Below are 18177 nucleotides of genomic sequence, written 5' to 3'. Positions count from 1 at the left end.
AAGCGGGGGATGCACATGTTTAATCAAACTGCGATGGGCAACATTTCAAAAGAAGCAATCACCATCATAAAAGCTGTAGCCCGGTCCGAGGCCGGCGCCAAACTAAATCAAATGGCATTGGATTATATGGCATACCCACTAGCCGGGTCCGAGAAGAAGAGCATCGTTTCCGGCACGTTTCGCAAGCTGTGGAAAGGGCAGGGGAACCGCTTTAGTCATCAATATGCCTTTGAGGCCAAAGCGAACGGACAGACTCTGGGCCTGATCACCTGTTATCCGGTTCCGGTGTTAAAACGCCTAGAGTGGCCAACCATTAAACAACTTTTTGCCCATCGGAGGTTGGGACTTATTGGATACCATCTTCGGCATGTTAAATCGTTTTATTCAATGATCACCATGAAAGAAGGGGAAGATGACGAATTTCATATTGGAACCATCGCCGCCCTGCCGGAAAGCAGAGGCCTCGGGATAGGTTCGCGGCTTCTGGCGTTTGCGGAGGAACAAGCCGTTTTGCAAGGCTTCACTAAATGTTCCCTGACCGTAAGGAAGGAAAACGAACGGGCCTTTAAATTGTACAATCGTGTGGGCTATCAAATTACAGGGGAAATCAACAAGCCGGCTTTTTCGTTATTTAGAATGGCTAAAATGCTTGTGTGACAGCATAAAGGGGGAATATGAGGGACTATTGCCCGAAAGTACGGAATGAGCTTACCCTTTTGGACGATGTATCATTATCCGCCCGAGAGTACAATGAGCATACAAGGGTCGAGGATGGTATGGGCCGAGTATCGAAAGGGGAGAACGTAATGAGCGTAAAGAATGTCATAAAGTTAATAGCCGACAGCACATCGGATCTTCCAAATCATTGGATTAAACAATACGATATCGGGATCGTCCCGCTTTATGTGACCCTGGGGGGCCAAACCTATAAAGATACCTTGGAGATAACAACAGCCGAATTATACCGTCGTGTCGAGGAAGAAAGAATCATTCCCAAAACTGCCGCTCCGTCCCCTGCTGATTTTTACCGTACCTTCGAGCCAGAGATCAGTGCTGGAAAAAATATTTTATATATCAGCATGTCTTCCAAGGTATCTTCCACCAATCAAAACGCACTTATAGCAGCCAGAGAATTCCCGGCCGGACGGGTACACATCGTGGATTCCATGCACCTATCAGCCAGCTATGCCTTGTTGGTTATTCGTGCCGCACGTGCGCTTGAAGCCGGGCAGCCCCTAAATGAAGTAATCGGGGATATAGAGAATGTGAGAGAGAAGGTCAAGATCGAAATCCTGGTGGATAGGCTGGATTATCTTCATAAGGGAGGCCGCGTTACCAGTTTACAACATCTCATCGGCAATGTGCTGAAAGTGCGTCCAGTCTTAAACATCGTTAAGGGCGAGGTTCGTTCCGTTCAAAAATACCGTGGTAAAATGGAAAAGGCGCTGGAGCCGATTTTGCAAAAAGTAGTCAGTCAAAAAAGCCGGATTTGTCCGAACCTGGTGATCATCGGTCAGACGCTGGCGGAGAAAATGGCAGAAAGGGTTCGCTCTCATTTGCTCGACCATATTCATTTCAAGGAAGTGGCTGTAATTGAAGGGGGATGTGCGATAGGTTCGCATACCGGTCCGAATACGATCGCGGTCAGTTATTTGCTGAATGGTTCCGTTTAGCGTTGATTTTGGCAATCTAATATTTGTCGAAATACAATTCCGGTAAAAATCGAGCAGGGGATAACTGTATCCCCTGCCGATTTTTTTGAATGATCTGGCCGAGATGTATCAAAAATCAACTGGTTCGCCGCACCATCAGTTCCGTCGGGAACACTTCTTCGACAGGATCGAGGCGCTGGCCGTCGGTTTCAATGGACTCGATCATCAGCTTGGAAGCGGCCTCGGCCAATTCGTTGATGGGGTGCCGGATTGTCGATAGACTCAGCAGTTCGGAAACGGTAGGCATATCGTCCACGCCCAGCACGGCAAGCTCCTCCGGAACGGAAAGACCCAAATCTTTGCAGGCCTTTAACGCCCCGATGGCGGAGATGTCGTTTAAACAAAACAACGCTTGCGGCAGTTGGTTGCTTTTGGCCAGGTTCATCACCGTCTCGTATCCAAAAGTTTCCGTCATATCGCCGGTGATCACGGTCGGCAGCTTGCCGTTTTGCTGCAAGGTTTCGCTGGCTCCGTTGAGCCGGTCGTCGAAACCGGGAACATGGCCGTGCGGATAAGTCAAAATGACCAGCTTGTCATAGCCGCGGGATAACAAATGGTTCACTCCGGTCTGGCCGCTCTGATAGTCGTTGACGCGCAGCACGTGCGCTCCGTAGGATAAGTTGTGGCGTCCTACCGTAATGACCGGCACGTTGAGGTCCATTAATTTGGGCATGAATTTCTCTGTTTCCAGAGTCGCTTTGACGATGATTCCGTCGACCATCTGGACGTTCATAAAAATTTCTTCAAAGTCCAGCAGAATAATTTTATATCCCAAGGCCTTTAACTGCTGCTTGATGACTTTGGCAAAATGGAGGAAGTATAAGTCCTCAAAGTAACCGTCTCCGTCATAGGTGCTATCGGATAAAACAAGCCCAATGGTATGCATTCTGCCGGTAATTAGACTTTTGGCAACCGGGTTCACTTGGTAACCTAATTTCTCGATGGAGAGACTGATTTTTTCTTTCGTCTCCGCGCCCATCTTCTGAAAATTGCCGTTTAGAAAATGGGAGACCGTCGCGGGCGATACGCCCGCGTCTTTTGCGACTTGAACTAAAGTTACCCTTTTTTTAGCCATTTTTAAACCTCTGCTTCTATATGAGTTGCGAAGATTCGCCCTGATTAGCGCGGACGTCTTTCCAGTACGCCGGGCAGGGCGGGAAACGCTTGATGCGGTTCGGTCTGGTACCAGTAACATACGGAGCTTAGGTCATCGCTTCTTTCGAACAACGCCTTGCCGTCATGCCCGATCTGTTGAACGGTGATCCGCAAATCCTCTTCAAACAAAATGGGGTCAAGTATATGCCAACGATAGAAGCCGCGCATCGGGCAAGCTGCTCCATCGTAAATATGCGCTCTTGTCGTATCTTTTACCGCAAAATACGGGAAACCCATGAATGGGGTGGAGTACGTCTGCTCCTCAACCGGATTGCCGTTGTCGGATTTCACGAAACCCCAGGCGCCGCCGAAGTAATCCTCGGTTCCCGTGCCGCAGATCGTCGGCCAATCCCGGTCGCCGTCGAGATAAAATTTCACTTCCCCTTCGCCGTACCAGTACCGGGACAACGAGGTCCAGGCCATATAAGTGCCAACGTATTTCCCTCTTCCTTTAATTCCATCTACAATTGTATAATCCTGCTTAAGCTTGGTCGGATTTTCCCGGCGGAACTGGGCGTGAAAATATTCCGTATCCTCCGCAAGCTCATCGACCAGCATATAATCAAATTGGTAGAAAAACGCCTCGATCTCTTGGGGATGCTCATTCGTTACCGTTACTTTGGCGGATTTTTTGAAAGGCATCGCAAAGTAACTGTTCATACCGCCGACCGGATTGACCACGATCGGCATGGAGTTGACGACCGCTCTGGCCCCGAAGCCATTGCAGAAAAAATCGCCCAGCGGAACTTCCACGGACGGGGAATCTTCACCGTCCCAATACATTCGCAGCACCAGGTCGCGCAACACGAACCAGCCGGCTTCGGTCTGGTCGGTTACGGTCATCCAGATGTGCTGGATGATGCCGGGGCCTTCGATGTCAACAAGCGTGGCGGTTTCGCCCTGAGCCAGCGGGATAAAGGCTTTGCCTTTCCGGGCGACGCCCAAGGGACCGGCGGCTTTCCCGCCTTCGCCTTTCAGGCCACGCGGATTTTCCGCCGTGATCGCTCTGCTTTGTCCTTTGATTCTGCCAAAAAGTTGATTCATCGATTGCATGATTTGATCTCCCCTTATCCTACTATCCTCTTATCCTTTAACCGCTCCGTCGGACACGCCGGCCATCACGTATTTGTTCAGGAACAGGTACGTGATGATGATCGGGATGATGCTGATGCTGATGGCCGCAAACGTCTGGCCCCAATCCGTTGCGCCAAACGCCCCGATGAATTCCTGAAGCCCAACGGCGATCGTTTTGTATCGCTTGTCATTCGTAAAGGTATTGGAAAAAATAAAATCATTCCAAATGAAAATGAAATTGATCGAGGCAACCGTAACCGTCGTGTTGATGGTCAGTGGTGAAATGATTTTATAAAACACCTGATAAATGTTGCATCCGTCGATGACGGCAGCTTCGATCAATTCATTCGGCACATAGCTGTAAAAACTGGTGAAAATCAATATCGACAGCGGCAGGGCAAACCCGACTTGCGGCAGGATTAGCGCCAGATAGGAATTCAACAGCCCAAAGTCTTTGTACATAATAAACAACGGTATTAAGGTAACCTGAATCGGAATCATGATTCCGATCGTAAAGAACAACAACAGTTTCGAATTCAGCTTGAAATTCATTTTGACGAGGGCAAAGCCCGCCGTTGCGCTTAGGAAGATAATCAACACCAGACAGCTGAAGGTGACGATGGCGGTGTTTTTGATATACAGCAGCAGATCGCTTTCCCGAAATACGTCGGCGTAGTTGGCAAACGACCATACCGTCGGCAGCGAAAACGGCTTTGTCGTCAATTCGATGCTCGATTTGAAGCTGGACAACATCAGCCAGACCACCGGATAGATTTGCACAATCAGGATTGCGATCACGATAAAATACAGCAGGAAGGACAAAGCCGTTTTTTTGGATTTCATGGGTTACGCTTCTCCTTTCCTGGAATTGAATATGGCCCGGATGATCAGGACGGCAAGCAGGCTTTCGACGACGATAAATACGGCGATCGCGCTGCCGTAACCGTATTGGATGGTGGAGAACGCTTTTTTGTACATATAAGTTGTGACCAGTTCGGTCGTCGAACCCGGGACACCGATGATATAAGGAATATCGAAACCGCGCAAAGCCCCGGTGGTGCACATGATGAGGGCCAGGCTCAGCACATGCTTGATGCTCGGCAATTTGATATAACGGATCAACTGCCAGCCGTTTACGCCGTCGATGGTGGCGGCCTCTTCGACTTCTTTCGGAATCGCGATCAGCGCTGCGTAAAAGATCACCATGTACATCCCCGTAAAACGCCAGCCTTCGGGAATGGATACGGCGATCAGTGCGGTGTGCGGATCGGATAACCAGGCGTTTTGCAGATGGCCGAGGCCGATCCATCCCAAGAACATGTTGAGCAGGCCCAGCGGCTGCAGGGAATAGAAGTTGCGGAACATCTGCGCGATGGCGACGGTGACCACGACGGCCGGCAAATAATACAATGTTCTGAAAATGCCGGCTCCTTTTTTAACGTAAGAGAGCAGCAGCGCGAAAAACAGCCCGATGAACACCTGCATCAGCACGACGATCACGACGTACACCAGGTTGTTTTGCACGGAATTCCAGAAGTAAGGGTCATGGAACATCTTGATATAATTGCCCAGCCCAATATACTTGGCGTCCTTGATTCCGTTCCAATCTTGAAACCCGTAGTTCAGCGACTGAATGATCGGGACAAAGACGGTTCCCAAATAAAACAGCAGGGCGGGCGTGATAAATACCAACCATGCCTTTTTGTCCTTGAGTACATTCATGTAGAATCTCCCCGTTAGTTTAGATTGACAAACTTAGGATGAAAGGTGCCCACCCGGACCTTGAGCGGGCCGGGCGGGGGGGACAGCTTGTCCGAACGTAAGCGGTCAGTTGCCGACTAGTTGCTTGCGTTTTGAGCGATGGTGTCGTCGACTTGTTTGGCGAACTCCTCTGGCGTCATGGCTCCCATGGCCAATTTCATGATCAAATCGCTCATGACGGAGTTCGTGTTGGCGTCCAGCAGCGTGTCCCAAGGCTTGGCAAATTCCGTACCGTAGTTGTCCATATCCTTTTTGATCCGCAGGAACAACTCGGAGAACTTGGACTCGTCTTCAATCGTGAATTTGAGCGGAGACATTTGCTGTTTAGCCACGTAGACGTCGCTGTAATTTTTCAGGACGTAACTTAGGAAATCCTTGGCGGTCCCGTCGAACTTGCTGGCCGTGGCGGCCAGGCCAATGCCGCTGTTTCCGAAAAACTCGTTGTCCGGCGTTTTGGCGCCCGCGATGGTCGGCAGATAGAAATAGTCGACATTGCCCTTCATGTTATCCGGCAGATTTTCGTCCACGAAGGACGGAATTTCCCAGGTGCCCATCCGGTACATAGCTGCTTCGCCGTTAAGGAACATGTTTTTGGCCGTCGTGTAATCCGTTGTGGCGAACCCTTGCTGGAAGTATTGGCCGATATTGGCGACGAAATTCGCCGCTTGCATGCCGGTTTCGTCACTCATTTTGGCCTTGCCCTGGCTCAGATTGCGGGCAAATTCGTTCCCGGAGGCGCGGAACGGAATCATTGCCGCATAGCGCAGCACGGGCCAGACATCGACGCCGTCCACGGCGATCGGGGTAATGCCTTTATCTTTAAGCGCCTTGCTGACCGTGAGCATATCGTCGATCGTTTTGGGCACGGAAAGGTTATTTTCCGCGAAAATTTTCTTGTTGTACCAAGTCATCTCCAGATGGTATTCCAGGGGGAGAAGGTACAGACGCCCGTCGGGCAGCTCCTGGTATTTCAACGCTGGTTCGTAGAACTGATCGTACAAGCCTTGCTCCTCCAAAAACTGCTTCATGTCGACCAGCATGCCGGCATCCGCCAGTTCCTGGGCGTACGGATCGGCGTCCGTATCGATAAATTCCGGTACTTCACCGGACGCGATGAGCGTTCTCAGCTTGGTCAGATAGGAAGGTCTGTCCGCCGTCACTTGAATGTCCAGTTTGAACCCGGGATGGTCCTCCGCATAGCGGTCCGCGAGCTCCCGAACGGTTTGAATGATCGCCCCGTTTTCCGGCCGGGCCGTCAGCCAGGTGATCGTTTTGCCTGAGTTCGCCTCGGATGAATTTCCCTGATTCTGCGCGCCGCTCCCGGCGTTCTTGCCCGCCGAGCCGCCGCAGCCGGCGAGAGCGGTTGCAAGCAATGCGGAGATAACGATAAGAGAGAAGACCTTTAACCTATTTCTGTTACTTGCCATTTCAAAACCCCTCCATTTTTTCTTATATAATTAAAAATCTGCAGCAGATTTTTAATCCAAAAACGGGTTATGCTTTGCCGCTATTTCGCTATTTTCAGCTTGACGCCGTCAACCGTGACGGAACCTTCATTCGCGAAAAAACCAAGATGTCCAGTTTTGAAGTTATAAATCCGCGTGGTCATCGCGACCATGTCGTTGACGTAAAGGCACAAAATATCGTCCTCCAAAATCAGTTTGATGCTGATCCGGTCGTGCTCCGCGAAGCGGAAAGGACGCTCCAGCTCGATCATTTGCGGCTTGTCGCCGGCAATTTGCCATTGAAAGAACCCGGGTTCGGTTCTCGGCCACATATCGAACGCGATCCGGTTATGGAACGGATCGAATTTAATGAAATAACCCGTGTCCAGCGCTTTGTCGGTGTGCAGCGCGATGCCGAAGTCTTTCGTCTGATTCCAGTCCGTAAACACCGCTTCGATCAGGACTTGGGAGGGCAGTTCATTGAAAACGCGGTAAGCCAGCCCGTCGGGAGATTCCAGTTCGAAGCCGCTTTGGCTTTCGGCATGGCGGCAGTTTTTCTCTGCTTCAGGAATGAGATTCGCCTCACTATTAAAATGCTCATAGATCGCTTGCGGCATCCTCACCAGCAAATCGCCGTTATCGCTTTGATAAACCTCGTGCACGACCAGGGTACCGGCCCATTCCCAATCGCCGTAATCGCTTGCCCCCCGTTTGGAAGGCACCCAGCCGAAAGCGTATCTTTGCCGGCCGTCCGAGGCCGTTTTCGCCGCGTAAAATCCTCTGCCGTCAAAAGTGTCCGGGATTGGGGAAGTATACACGCCTTCGATGGTTTTGCTTTTTTTGTAATGCGTTACGAACTTTTCGCTGAACGTCGAGTAGACCAAGTAATGCCAGTCTCCCATTTGAAAATAATCCGGACATTCCAAGGTGATATACTTGTCCGGGCTGTAAAACGGCTCCCGGTATTGCCAGTGCACGAGATCGCCGGAAGTGAGGAGGGCAATGCAGCCGCCTTTCTTTTCCGAGGAATTCATCAGCCTCGAGGTGACCAGCATCCAGTACTCTTGCCGCTCATCGTTGAAAAACACGAACGGATCACGCCAATCAAACTTCTCGTAAATCACCCCGTCTCCATAAAGCTTGAAATTTTCGTCTTTCGTCCAGTGGATACCGTCGGAGCCGGTGGCTTTTAATACAACTTGTAAGGGCTTTCCATCCACGCAAAATTCGGGGTTGGGATTATGCCCGGTGTAAAACAGGTGATACGTACCGTCTTGGTCCTTGATCACCGAACCGGTGTAGGCGTTGCGGTCGGGTTCGGTTTCGCTGCCGTTGGGCAGAGCCACACCGTAATCTTCAAAATCCAGGCCATTTTTGGTGGTGATCAGGTTCCACGTAGTATGGTTCCCATAATCGCCACCGGCTCTTTGGTCATGGAGATAGTAGAGTTTGTACTCTCCATTGTCATAGAACGGGATCACATCGCCGACCCATCCGTCTTGCGGTTTGTAAAATACTTTTTTCATCTTGTCATCTCCATTTGGTAAAACGTTTTACAAAATCATAATAACATAAGTTTTTGAGTTGTCAACGTTTACATCTGCCAAATTAGAAGTAGTTATATAAATTGCTATCAGATATAAAAAACAGTATAGTAAAACGTTTGTCAAAATAGTAAAATAAATGTGAAAGCACTTGCAGTTTTAGGGGAGGGATATGATGTTCCATGTGCTTGTAGCGGATGACGAACCGCGGCATCGCCGCGGGATTGCCGACATGATCAAGACGCTTCGGCCGGACTACCGTATCTTTATGGCCAAGGATGGGGAGGAGGCCTTGCGCATCGCTTTGGGTAACCGGATTGATATGATTTTTACGGATATTCGCATGCCCAATATGGACGGTCTGACGATGATCGAGCAGTTAAAAGCGCGGAGCGAATCGATCAAAATCGTCATCCTGAGCGTGTACGGACACTTCGACTATGCCAGACAGGCGCTTCAGCTCGGCGCGTTTGATTACTTGCTCAAACCGCTGGAGCTCAAAGATATGGCAGAGATGCTGGACAAGCTGGACGCCGTCATCGAGCAAGAGCGGATGCGCCTTCAAGATGGAGCGAGCCTGAAGGAGCAGCTGAGCTCGGCCATTCCTGTCTACGAACAGCATCTGCTTAGCCGTTGGGTGCGGTCGGCGGCGAATGAAGACGAGCTGCGGGAAATTGAACGTTTGATCCCGCAGGGACAGGTCGGATTTATATGGATCTCCAAGTTTTCCAAATCCGAGGTCGAACAGATGTATCTAGGCGAGGAATTCGCCGAAGTCAAAACCAGCTTCAAGAGCTGGATGCGCCAGGTCACCGAACCGCTCGGCCCGGCTATTTCTTTCTACTTGGAAGGGGGCGAGCAGATGCTGGTTTCTGTCATTACCCCTGCCCATTCCTTGGAATGGCTGATGAAAAAGGACGTTGAGCGGCTATCTCAATTTATCGAGCAGGTTCGCATGGAATTCGGCCTTACCATATCCATTGGCGTAGGCGACGGGGTTAATGATCTGCGCCGCGAAGCGCCCCGTTCCTTCGCACAAGCGTTGAATGCGCTGGACTTTACGTTTTATCGCGGGAGCGGGAAACTTGTCATCAATTCTGAAATCGCTTACAATCCGCAAAAGCCGTCTTTGCCATGGGCTCCCGACGATTTCGGCATCGCGGACGCGGTGGCGGGCGGGAATCGGGACAAGGCGCGGGAGGCGTTGGACTTGCTGGTGCGGCGGCTTCTGGAAGGCGGTTATCCTGCTCCCGCTCAGTTCAAGCGCAACATTTTGTATGTGCTGGTCAACCTGGTTAAGGCCAATGAAGCGGCATTGCGGAGGGAAGAAGCGGGCAATATCGTGTCCGAGATGGAATTCCGGATTCCGGCCTGTTCCACGCTGGATGAACTCCGGGCGAAAGCGGCCGATTATGCGGGCCGGATCATCGACGGGATCGCGGACCGGAAAAACCATAAAAACGAGCGGATTATCGAGCTGTGCCGGGCTTATTTGGCGGAGCATTATATGGAGGATCTGGCGCTCGAAACGGTAGCCAGGCGGTTCTTTTTCAGCCCGGCCTATTTCAGCAGCTTCTTTAAAGCGCATACGTCCATGACGTTTACCGAATATTTGCTGCGGCTCAGAATGGACAAAGCCAAAGAAATGCTGAGGGACGGGACCCGGAAAATTTCCGAGATTGCCCTAAACGTGGGCTTCAGGGACGCAGGTTATTTTACCCGGATCTTTAAGCGGGAAACCGGCCTTTCACCGGAGGAATACCGCAGGAAAGACCTGCTGTAGGTGACGCCATGAGACTGAAAAACAAGCTGATCTTATCCTACATCGTACTGATTACGCTGCCCCTCGCCACCCTGGGAACGGGAGCCTTTTATGCAAGCAAAAATATCATGCTTAAGCTGGCCCGGGATAACGTGACGGAAATCGTGCAAAAAAACAACCAAATCATCGACGAACGGCTGAAAATCATCGAGGACGACAGCCTCTCCTTGATGGTGGAATGCGACTTGTTTCAAATTTTCAACGGCCCCGCCCCGGCCGAAAGAGAACTGCTGCAGACGAATAAACGGGTTACGCAAATTTTGAGTCGCTATTTTGCGCAATCCCGGGATCTGTATTCGGTGGAGCTCGTGACCCATGCTTTCGTTTACGGAAGCAAGGCGCGCAATACGTACCCGCCGGATCATTTTTACGATTCCGAGCTGTACAAGCAGGCGGCGGAGCAAAAGGGGCGTCTGGCCTGGATTCCAACCTATGAGTACAGCCGGATGCACCAATTGCCGGATTTGGCCGGCGCCGACATCGATTACCGCTATTTATTTTCCGCCGTCCGGCAGATGAATCCTTCCTGTGTTCGTAATGACGCGATCGTGCGGGCCGGGGAAGGGACGGAGAAGCCGATTCTCGTGATGAATTTCCGGGACGGCGTCTATGCCGATATTTTCCGGGATAGCGTTCCGATTGAAGGCGCGGTATTTTTGGTGGCTAGCCAAGACGGCACGATCATTTCCCATGCAAAAACGGAGCTCGTCGGACACAAGCTGTCCATTCCCTGGCTGGCCGAAGTGCGGAGCCGCGGCAGCGGAGCTTCCTACGTTACGGTGGACGGAAAACGGATGATCGCCTGTTACGCGGTATCCGGGACCACGGGCTGGACCTCGGTCGTGCTGATTCCTCCCGGCGCGCTGACGAAGGATATCGGACAAACGATCACCTTTTTTATCATCACGTTGGGCGCTTCGCTGCTGCTGCTTTCGCTGTTGTTTGCCTATTTGATTTCCATGCGGATTTCTTCGCCGGTCAGCAAGCTGCTGCTTGCGATCAAGCGGGTCGGGGGCGGCGATTTCAACGCCAAAATCAAGGTGGAAGGGAAAGACGAGCTGGGGCATGTGCTGATGAAGTTCAACAGCATGAACGAGAAAGTGAAGCGGCTGATCGAAGAAAATTATGTCGTCAAACTAAGGGAGCGCGAAACGGAAATCATGGCGCTTAATGTCCAGCTTAACCCCCATTTTCTGTACAATACGCTGAATATCATCAACTGGATGGCCGTGTACGGGGAGAAGGAGCAGGTGAGCAAAATGCTGGTCAGCTTGTCGCGCATGCTGCACTATACGACGGATAACCGCAAGGATTCGATGCCGCTTTCCGCGGATATCGGCTGGCTAAAGGATTATATCGTCATCATGTCCAACCGTTACGAACACCGTTTCCGGGTCGACTTCGACATCGAGCCGGAGCTGATCGAAGCCAGCGTGCCGAAGCTGTTTCTGCAACCGCTGGTGGAAAATGCGATCATTCACGGGTTCGGGGATATGGAGAGCGGCGGATTGATTACGATCTACGGGCGCCGGCAGGGGGACGATATTGAGTTCTGCGTGGAGGACAACGGCTGCGGGATCACGCCGGAGCGCCTCAAGGAGGTGCTGGCGGAAAACTCCGCCAACATCGGGATCAAAAACGTCGATAAGCGGGTCAAGCTGCTTTACGGCAGCCGTTACGGCATCGGCATCGAATCCGTTCCGGAGTTGGGGACGCGGGTAAAGCTGGTTATCCCGTACCGAAAGCCTTAAAGAGGATGTTCAAAAAGTCGTCTTCCCATGACGAAGTAGTTTCAGGGAGCGGAATCGACGTCGAATCTTGAATTCAGCCGGGCCTTCCGGTGCTCACGTACCCAATACGTACGCTGCGCTCCTCAGTCCCTAGCTTCATCCAACCTTCTCGGTCCTGGAAACCCGACTTTTTGAACTTGCACTTAAAGAAAACGGATTGATCGAAAAATCGTCCAGGAAACGAAAAAACGTCCCATAGGCTTACGGGAGCGGCGATTCTACAATAAGAACAAGCGACTGCAGCGCTTACATTTCTAAGCGGGGGGATCAGCACATGAAAGCAAAATCCGGCAAATTAAAGGTGATGTTTGTTTTCCTAACCATTTTGGCGTTATTTGTAACCGCTTGCGGAACGGGGGGAAGCGGTTCGCAAGCGAACCAGGGAGAACAAGGCAGCGAGGACACCAAAGCGGACGGCGGGAAAAACGGAGAAAAAGTAACGCTGAAGTTCACATTCTGGGGCAGTCCGGAGGAAAAGAAAGCGGTGGAATCGGCGATCAAAGCCTTTGAGCAGAAGCATCCGAACATCACCATCAACCCGGTCCACATTCCGGGCACGGATTTTCTGCAAAAGCTCAATGCCATGGTCGCCGGCAATGAAGCGCCGGATATTAGCTATTCGGCCGCCTGGAAGCTGAAAATGGGCGAGGAGGGTCTGATCTACAACTTCTTCGATTTAATGAAAGAAGATCCGAGCATCAAAAAAGAGGATTACCTGGAGTATGCCTGGTGGAACTGGGACAAGGATAAAAGCGCCGGGCCGTATCAGGCGTCCGTGGTTCCCTCTCTGATGTACAACGCGGATATGTTCAAGGAAGCGGGAGTGGAGCTTCCGCCTACAAAAGCGGAAGAAGCGTGGACCTGGGATGAATTCGTGGACGCGGCCAAAAAGCTGACGCTCGACCGGAACGGCAAGCATCCGGACGATCCGGGCTTCGATCCGAAGAACATCAAGCAATACGGCGTTAAACTCAGCCTCGGCTGGTCGTCTTATATGCCGATGGTGCTCTCAAACGGCGGGGATTATCTGACGGCGGATGGCAAGGAATTCGGGTTGTCCAAACCGGAGGCGACCGAAGCGCTGCAGAGAATAGCCGATTTAATTAACGTGCACCACGTCTCGCCATCGCCGGTGCAGGCCAGCAGCATTCCCGCTCCGGCGACCGCGCTGCAGTCCAAAAAAGTGGCGATGGTCATCGACGGCAGCTGGAACCACCTCGATTTAAGCAAAACCAACATTAACTGGGGCGTCGGCGTTCTTCCGGTCATCAAGGACTACAAAACGTTTTTCCTTGGCGGTTCCCTGATCATCTTCAAAAGTTCGCAGCACCCTAAGGAGGCGTGGGAGTTCTCCAAATTCCTTACCGATCCGCAAAACGTACTCGACTTGCACCAAGGTTTGTGGATGCCGCAGCTCAATAAATGGTACGAGGATCCGCAGCTGATCGATGAGTGGGCTAATGAGGAGCTGCCCGGAAGACCGGCCGGCTTCCAGGATGCCGTGATGCGCTCCACCTATGAACATGCCGAGCCGTCGCCGGAAAACAACGTCAAAAACTTCGTGGAAATCGACGCCGCGGTATCGGCCGCGCTCGATCAGGTGTGGCTTGGCGAGAAAACGGCCGAAGCGGCGATGAAAGAAGTAGAGACGAAAGTGAAGCCGCTGGTACAGGGCACCTACTTGAAATAACGAAGCGCTGCCCCGAAGCGCCGTCGCCGTAAAGCACGTTGCTAGCGGCGGCGGACTTCGGAAGCGTTTCGACGGAGGGGGACTTGCTTGTGCGCGCAAACCGAAGAGACCTTTACGGCTGGCTGTTTGCCATGCCGGCGATTCTGGGCCTGCTGATCTTCACGCTGGGCCCGATGCTTTACAGCCTGTATATGAGCTTTACCGACTACACCGGATCGAATTCGCCGACCTTTACGGGTCTCGACAATTATAGACGAATGTTCAGCGGCGAGGATCAATATTTTTACAAGTCGCTGGCCGTTACTTTTTATTTCGTGGTCCTTAGCGTACCAACCGGTATCATCTACTCCTTCTTGCTGGCGATACTTCTGAATCAGAACGTGAAAGGGAAAGCGGTCTTCCGCACGATCTTTTATTTGCCGTCGATCGTGCCGATCATCGCAATCTCGTTTATTTGGCTGTGGCTGCTCAATCCCGATCTCGGCCTCGCCAACGAATTGCTTCGCTCGCTGGGCCTGCCGGGAAGCCAATGGATTTTCGGCGAGAAAACGGTCGTGCCCTCCCTGGCTTTAATGAATCTGTGGACGACGGGCGGGACGATGATTATTTTTCTGGCGGGTCTGCAGGACATTCCCAGATCGCTGTACGAAGCGATCGAGATGGACGGCGGAACGCGGCTCGATAAGCTGCGGCATATTACGATCCCGCTGATGACGCCGACGATTTTTTTCAACCTGATCATGGGCATCATCAACGGCTTTCAAGTGTTCTCGCAGGCTTATGTTATGACGAACGGCGGGCCTAATAACGCCAGCTTGTTCTATGTGTTCTATTTGTATAGGGAAGCGTTTCAGTTCTCGCGGATGGGGAGTGCCAGCGCGATCGCCTGGGTGCTGTTCGCCATCATTATGATTTTGACCTACGTCGTGTTCAGAACTTCGAACAAGTGGGTTTATTACGAGGGGGATGGCGCGCGATGAGAGCCAAGGCTTGGTTTGAAAAAGGACTAATCTACCTGGTGCTGGCGGCCGGGGGAATCTTTAGCCTGCTGCCGCTGGTGTGGCTCGTCCGCAGTTCGCTGATGAATATGGGGCAAATTTTCGAGCTGCCGCCGGTGTGGATTCCAAACCCCGTGCAATTTTCCAATTACGGTGAGGCGCTGACCATCCTGCCTTTTGGCCGGTATTTCGTGAACACCGCGATCATCGTCGTCTTTTCGGTGCTGGGCGTGGTCGTGACCAGCTCGATCAGTGCTTACAGCTTCGCGCGGATGACCTGGAAAGGCAGGAACCTGGTGTTCGGCCTGCTGCTGTCCAGCATGATGCTGCCGTACGCGGTCACCTTGATCCCGACGTTTATCGGCTGGAGCAAAGTGGGGTTAACCAATTCCTTTATCCCGCTGATCGCTCCGGCGTGGTTTGGCGGCGGCGCGTTCAACATTTTTCTGCTGCGCCAGTTCTACCTCAGCATCCCCCGGGATCTGGATGAAGCGGCTTACGTGGACGGTGCCGGCCATTTGCGGATATTCTGGTCGATCATCCTGCCGCTCACCAAACCCGCGCTGATTGTCGTAGGTTTGTTTTCGTTTTTGGCGGCGTGGAACGATTTTCTCGGTCCGCTCGTTTATTTGAACGACGAAACCAAATATACGCTTGCTCTCGGTCTGCAGCAGTTCAAAGGCATGTATTCGGCGGAGTGGCATCTGATGATGGCGGCGGCCACCGTGGTACTGCTGCCGGCGATTATCGTATTTTTCATCGGGCAGCGATATTTCATCGAAGGGATTACGTTAACGGGGATTAAGGCTTGATTTGATTTTAAATGAGTGGGAGGAAGCGAAATGAACCAGTTATATTTGCGTAAGGAAGGGACATCCCGGCGGCTGTCGAGTTGGGATCAAACGGGAGGCAACAGGGACTTCATTGTGATTGGGGCCGGGCAAACGGCGGCGATTGCGGAAATCGCCGGTTCGGGCGTGATTCAGCATATTTGGATGACCATCGCGGCCAAAAACAAATACGCGTTCCGCAAAGTATTGATCCGCATGTTTTGGGATGACGAACAGGAACCAAGCGTGGACTCACCGGTCGGTGACTTTTTCGGGGTCGGGCATGGTGTGGCCAGCCACTATGTGTCCGCGCCGCTCAATATGATCACGACCCAGGGTGTGATCGAAGATAAAGCGGCGATGAACTGCTTTTTTGAAATGCCGTTCCGCAAGGGAGCCCGGATCGAAATTGTCAATGAGTGCGAGGACGAGATGGTCTTGTACTTTTACGTGGACTATGTGGAAAAAGAGGTGCCGGACGACAGCTTTTATTTTCACGCTTCGTGGCGCAGGGAGAATCCGACGCAGGGATTGGTGGACTTGGCCGCGCTGAAAGTGGAACACGATCAGCAGGACAAGGCCAATTATGCCGACCAGAAAGTATATGAGCTGAAAAATCTGACCGGAGACGACAATTACGTGCTGCTGGATGCGGTGGGCGAAGGTCACTATGTGGGCTGCAACTTAAGCATCGACCACCTCAATCCGATGCCGGGCTTTAGTTGGCCGGGGGAGGGGGACGATATGTTCTTTATCGATGGCGAACCGTGGCCGCCCCGCCTGCACGGGACGGGAACGGAAGATTACTTCTGCGCCGCTTGGGGTTATCCCGCCGGAAAATATGATGCTCCATATCACGGCCTGTCGCTGTACGCGCCGATCCGGGAAAACGGCGATGCCTGGAAAGAGAGCAACACGATTTCGTTTAACGATTATTCCGGCAAAATGACGCAATACCGCTTTCATATCGTCGATCCCGTTATCTTTCGCAAGTCACTGCGCTTCAGCATCGAGCACGGGCACGGAAACTCCCAATCGAACGACTATGCGTCGGTCGCCTACTGGTATCAGCGCGAGCCGCATAAGGCTTTTCCGCAGATGCTGCCCGTCTCGCAGCGCCTGCCGATTCCGGAGAAGGAAAGCGCCAGGTTGTTCTACCGCACGTTCTAAGTTAAACAGTTAAAAGCAGCGGCAAGCCGGGAAATTCCCGACTTGCCGCTGTTTTTTCGCTGGGGTCAAAGAGCTTTCCGTGTTTTGTATGGCAAAAATGATTCTAAGTCAATGTTGATATTTTGGATGCTTTGTGCACGTTTTAAAATAGGAGTGTCTGAAAAGCAAGGAAAGCGGGGAGTCATTAACTATGAAAGAGAAAACAAGCAGAAGCAGACATCTGGTTGATCCGGAGATTATTAGCGCGATTGATTTAATCCCGACAACCAATCTCACTGCATCTACGCTAATGGAGTCGCGAAAGAATCAAGCGCAAATGATGCGGCAACTGGATGTAACGCAGATGTTCCCGGTTACGTTTGAAAAAAAGGCGGTGCCAAGTTATTTTGGCGGTCCGGATATTCAAATAGAAATCATTAAGCCAATCCAGCCAAAGTATCCTAAAATGCCGTTATATTATTCGATTCATGGCGGGGGCATGGTTTTAGGGAGTCCGGTCGGGGATCGTCCGGGGAACGCGGCGCTGGCCGCACAGCATGGTTTTTGTTGTGTGTCCGTTTATTACCGATTAGCGCCTGAGCATGTTCAGCCAAGTCAATTGCAGGATTGCTATTCAGGGCTGAAATGGTGTGTTGAACGCGCGGAGGAATTAGGAATCGATACGCAAAAAGTCGCCCTTGGCGGCAGCAGCGCCGGCGCCGGCTTGGCTGCCGGTCTAGCCTTATACATTCGCGATCGGAAGGAATTCGAGGTCCATCATCTAAGATTATTGCGGCCGATGCTGGATGACCGCACGAGTATTGGGCCGGAGCATCCGTATGCGGGTGAGTTCGTTTGGACCCAACAAAGCAATTATTTTGGCTGGAAATCGGTGTTGGGGCATGAACCGGGGCAGGAGGAGGTAAGCGAATACTACGTGCCTGCACGTGCAAAATCGTTGGCCGGATTACCCCCCACCTATATAAATATAGGTACTATTGATTTATTTATCGAGGAGGCCTTGCTTTTTGCAAAACAACTTGTCTTTGATGGAGTCTTAACGGAATTGTATGTCTATCCCGGGTACCATCATTTGTCCCCGATGTTTCCAGATGCGCATTTTTCCAAAGAAGGTGCCGAATCAAGCGAATACGCCCTGCTGAAAGCTTTGAATTTACTTTGATATAATATGAAAAGCACTGATGAA

Annotated in this window: 15 protein-coding genes; 9 read left to right on the top strand and 6 right to left on the bottom strand. The window is 51.7% G+C overall.

The window, feature by feature from the left end; translation table 11 throughout:
• The first annotated feature begins 15 nt into the window (after positions 1-15).
• Complete coding sequence (locus tag ACLD72_RS21495; protein ID WP_411003568.1) at positions 16-657, top strand: GNAT family N-acetyltransferase; 642 nt, start codon at positions 16-18, stop codon at positions 655-657.
• Positions 658-806: 149 nt separating this feature from the next.
• Entirely contained in the window at positions 807-1673 is an 867-nt protein-coding gene (locus ACLD72_RS21490) for a DegV family protein (RefSeq protein ID WP_458476150.1), read from the top strand.
• A gap of 115 nt (positions 1674-1788) precedes the next feature.
• Here the strand turns inward: ACLD72_RS21490 and ACLD72_RS21485 are convergent, their stop codons facing one another.
• The 6 genes from ACLD72_RS21485 to ACLD72_RS21460 form a co-directional block, all read right to left on the bottom strand.
• Complete coding sequence (locus tag ACLD72_RS21485; RefSeq protein WP_458476149.1) at positions 1789-2787, bottom strand: LacI family DNA-binding transcriptional regulator; 999 nt, start codon at positions 2785-2787, stop codon at positions 1789-1791.
• A 44-nt stretch (positions 2788-2831) separates the two neighbouring features.
• Complete coding sequence (locus ACLD72_RS21480) at positions 2832-3920, bottom strand: glycoside hydrolase family 172 protein (RefSeq protein WP_411003571.1); 1089 nt, start codon at positions 3918-3920, stop codon at positions 2832-2834.
• A gap of 30 nt (positions 3921-3950) precedes the next feature.
• Positions 3951-4784, bottom strand: coding sequence for a carbohydrate ABC transporter permease (locus ACLD72_RS21475; RefSeq protein WP_411003572.1), 834 nt, complete (start codon positions 4782-4784; stop codon positions 3951-3953).
• Between the two features lie 3 nt (positions 4785-4787).
• Positions 4788-5663 (bottom strand): carbohydrate ABC transporter permease, encoded by an 876-nt coding sequence (locus ACLD72_RS21470; protein WP_458476148.1) that lies wholly within the window; start codon positions 5661-5663, stop codon positions 4788-4790.
• A gap of 116 nt (positions 5664-5779) precedes the next feature.
• Complete coding sequence (locus tag ACLD72_RS21465; protein WP_411003574.1) at positions 5780-7129, bottom strand: ABC transporter substrate-binding protein; 1350 nt, start codon at positions 7127-7129, stop codon at positions 5780-5782.
• A gap of 80 nt (positions 7130-7209) precedes the next feature.
• Complete coding sequence (locus tag ACLD72_RS21460) at positions 7210-8673, bottom strand: GH32 C-terminal domain-containing protein (RefSeq protein WP_411003575.1); 1464 nt, start codon at positions 8671-8673, stop codon at positions 7210-7212.
• A gap of 193 nt (positions 8674-8866) precedes the next feature.
• Here ACLD72_RS21460 and ACLD72_RS21455 point away from each other — a divergent pair, with 193 nt between their 5' ends.
• The 7 genes from ACLD72_RS21455 (at position 8867) to ACLD72_RS21425 (ending at position 18153) form a co-directional block, all read left to right on the top strand.
• Positions 8867-10474, top strand: coding sequence for a response regulator transcription factor (locus ACLD72_RS21455; RefSeq protein ID WP_458476147.1), 1608 nt, complete (start codon positions 8867-8869; stop codon positions 10472-10474).
• An 8-nt stretch (positions 10475-10482) separates the two neighbouring features.
• A complete protein-coding gene (locus ACLD72_RS21450; RefSeq protein ID WP_411003577.1) occupies positions 10483-12264 on the top strand; it encodes a sensor histidine kinase in 1782 nt (593 codons plus the stop codon).
• A 313-nt stretch (positions 12265-12577) separates the two neighbouring features.
• Positions 12578-13993 carry an ABC transporter substrate-binding protein gene (locus ACLD72_RS21445; protein WP_411003578.1) on the top strand — a complete coding sequence of 472 codons (1416 nt, stop codon included), beginning with the start codon at positions 12578-12580 and terminating at the stop codon, positions 13991-13993.
• Between the two features lie 131 nt (positions 13994-14124).
• Entirely contained in the window at positions 14125-14973 is an 849-nt protein-coding gene (locus ACLD72_RS21440; RefSeq protein ID WP_411003594.1) for a carbohydrate ABC transporter permease, read from the top strand.
• Positions 14970-15803 carry a carbohydrate ABC transporter permease gene (locus tag ACLD72_RS21435; RefSeq protein WP_411003579.1) on the top strand — a complete coding sequence of 278 codons (834 nt, stop codon included), beginning with the start codon at positions 14970-14972 and terminating at the stop codon, positions 15801-15803. Before ACLD72_RS21440 ends, ACLD72_RS21435 begins: the two co-directional genes overlap by 4 nt.
• A gap of 30 nt (positions 15804-15833) precedes the next feature.
• Positions 15834-16991, top strand: coding sequence for a glycoside hydrolase family 172 protein (locus ACLD72_RS21430; RefSeq protein ID WP_411003580.1), 1158 nt, complete (start codon positions 15834-15836; stop codon positions 16989-16991).
• A gap of 190 nt (positions 16992-17181) precedes the next feature.
• Positions 17182-18153 (top strand): alpha/beta hydrolase, encoded by a 972-nt coding sequence (locus ACLD72_RS21425; protein ID WP_411003581.1) that lies wholly within the window; start codon positions 17182-17184, stop codon positions 18151-18153.
• Positions 18154-18177: the final 24 nt, after the last annotated feature.

The organism is Paenibacillus lacisediminis (assembly GCF_046567315.2).
This window is presented reverse-complemented; position numbering and strand designations above follow the sequence as displayed.

What these genes read in the sequence shown, in the direction of transcription:
- ACLD72_RS21495 (WP_411003568.1), top strand. Translation starts at nt 16, where the DNA reads ATGTTTAATCAAACTGCGATGGGCAACATTTCAAAAGAAGCAATCACC.
- ACLD72_RS21490 (WP_458476150.1), top strand. Translation starts at nt 807, where the DNA reads ATGAGCGTAAAGAATGTCATAAAGTTAATAGCCGACAGCACATCGGAT.
- ACLD72_RS21485 (WP_458476149.1), bottom strand. Translation starts at nt 2,787, where the DNA reads ATGGCTAAAAAAAGGGTAACTTTAGTTCAAGTCGCAAAAGACGCGGGC.
- ACLD72_RS21480 (WP_411003571.1), bottom strand. Translation starts at nt 3,920, where the DNA reads ATGCAATCGATGAATCAACTTTTTGGCAGAATCAAAGGACAAAGCAGA.
- ACLD72_RS21475 (WP_411003572.1), bottom strand. Translation starts at nt 4,784, where the DNA reads ATGAAATCCAAAAAAACGGCTTTGTCCTTCCTGCTGTATTTTATCGTG.
- ACLD72_RS21470 (WP_458476148.1), bottom strand. Translation starts at nt 5,663, where the DNA reads ATGAATGTACTCAAGGACAAAAAGGCATGGTTGGTATTTATCACGCCC.
- ACLD72_RS21465 (WP_411003574.1), bottom strand. Translation starts at nt 7,129, where the DNA reads ATGGCAAGTAACAGAAATAGGTTAAAGGTCTTCTCTCTTATCGTTATC.
- ACLD72_RS21460 (WP_411003575.1), bottom strand. Translation starts at nt 8,673, where the DNA reads ATGAAAAAAGTATTTTACAAACCGCAAGACGGATGGGTCGGCGATGTG.
- ACLD72_RS21455 (WP_458476147.1), top strand. Translation starts at nt 8,867, where the DNA reads ATGTTCCATGTGCTTGTAGCGGATGACGAACCGCGGCATCGCCGCGGG.
- ACLD72_RS21450 (WP_411003577.1), top strand. Translation starts at nt 10,483, where the DNA reads ATGAGACTGAAAAACAAGCTGATCTTATCCTACATCGTACTGATTACG.
- ACLD72_RS21445 (WP_411003578.1), top strand. Translation starts at nt 12,578, where the DNA reads ATGAAAGCAAAATCCGGCAAATTAAAGGTGATGTTTGTTTTCCTAACC.
- ACLD72_RS21440 (WP_411003594.1), top strand. Translation starts at nt 14,125, where the DNA reads ATGCCGGCGATTCTGGGCCTGCTGATCTTCACGCTGGGCCCGATGCTT.
- ACLD72_RS21435 (WP_411003579.1), top strand. Translation starts at nt 14,970, where the DNA reads ATGAGAGCCAAGGCTTGGTTTGAAAAAGGACTAATCTACCTGGTGCTG.
- ACLD72_RS21430 (WP_411003580.1), top strand. Translation starts at nt 15,834, where the DNA reads ATGAACCAGTTATATTTGCGTAAGGAAGGGACATCCCGGCGGCTGTCG.
- ACLD72_RS21425 (WP_411003581.1), top strand. Translation starts at nt 17,182, where the DNA reads ATGAAAGAGAAAACAAGCAGAAGCAGACATCTGGTTGATCCGGAGATT.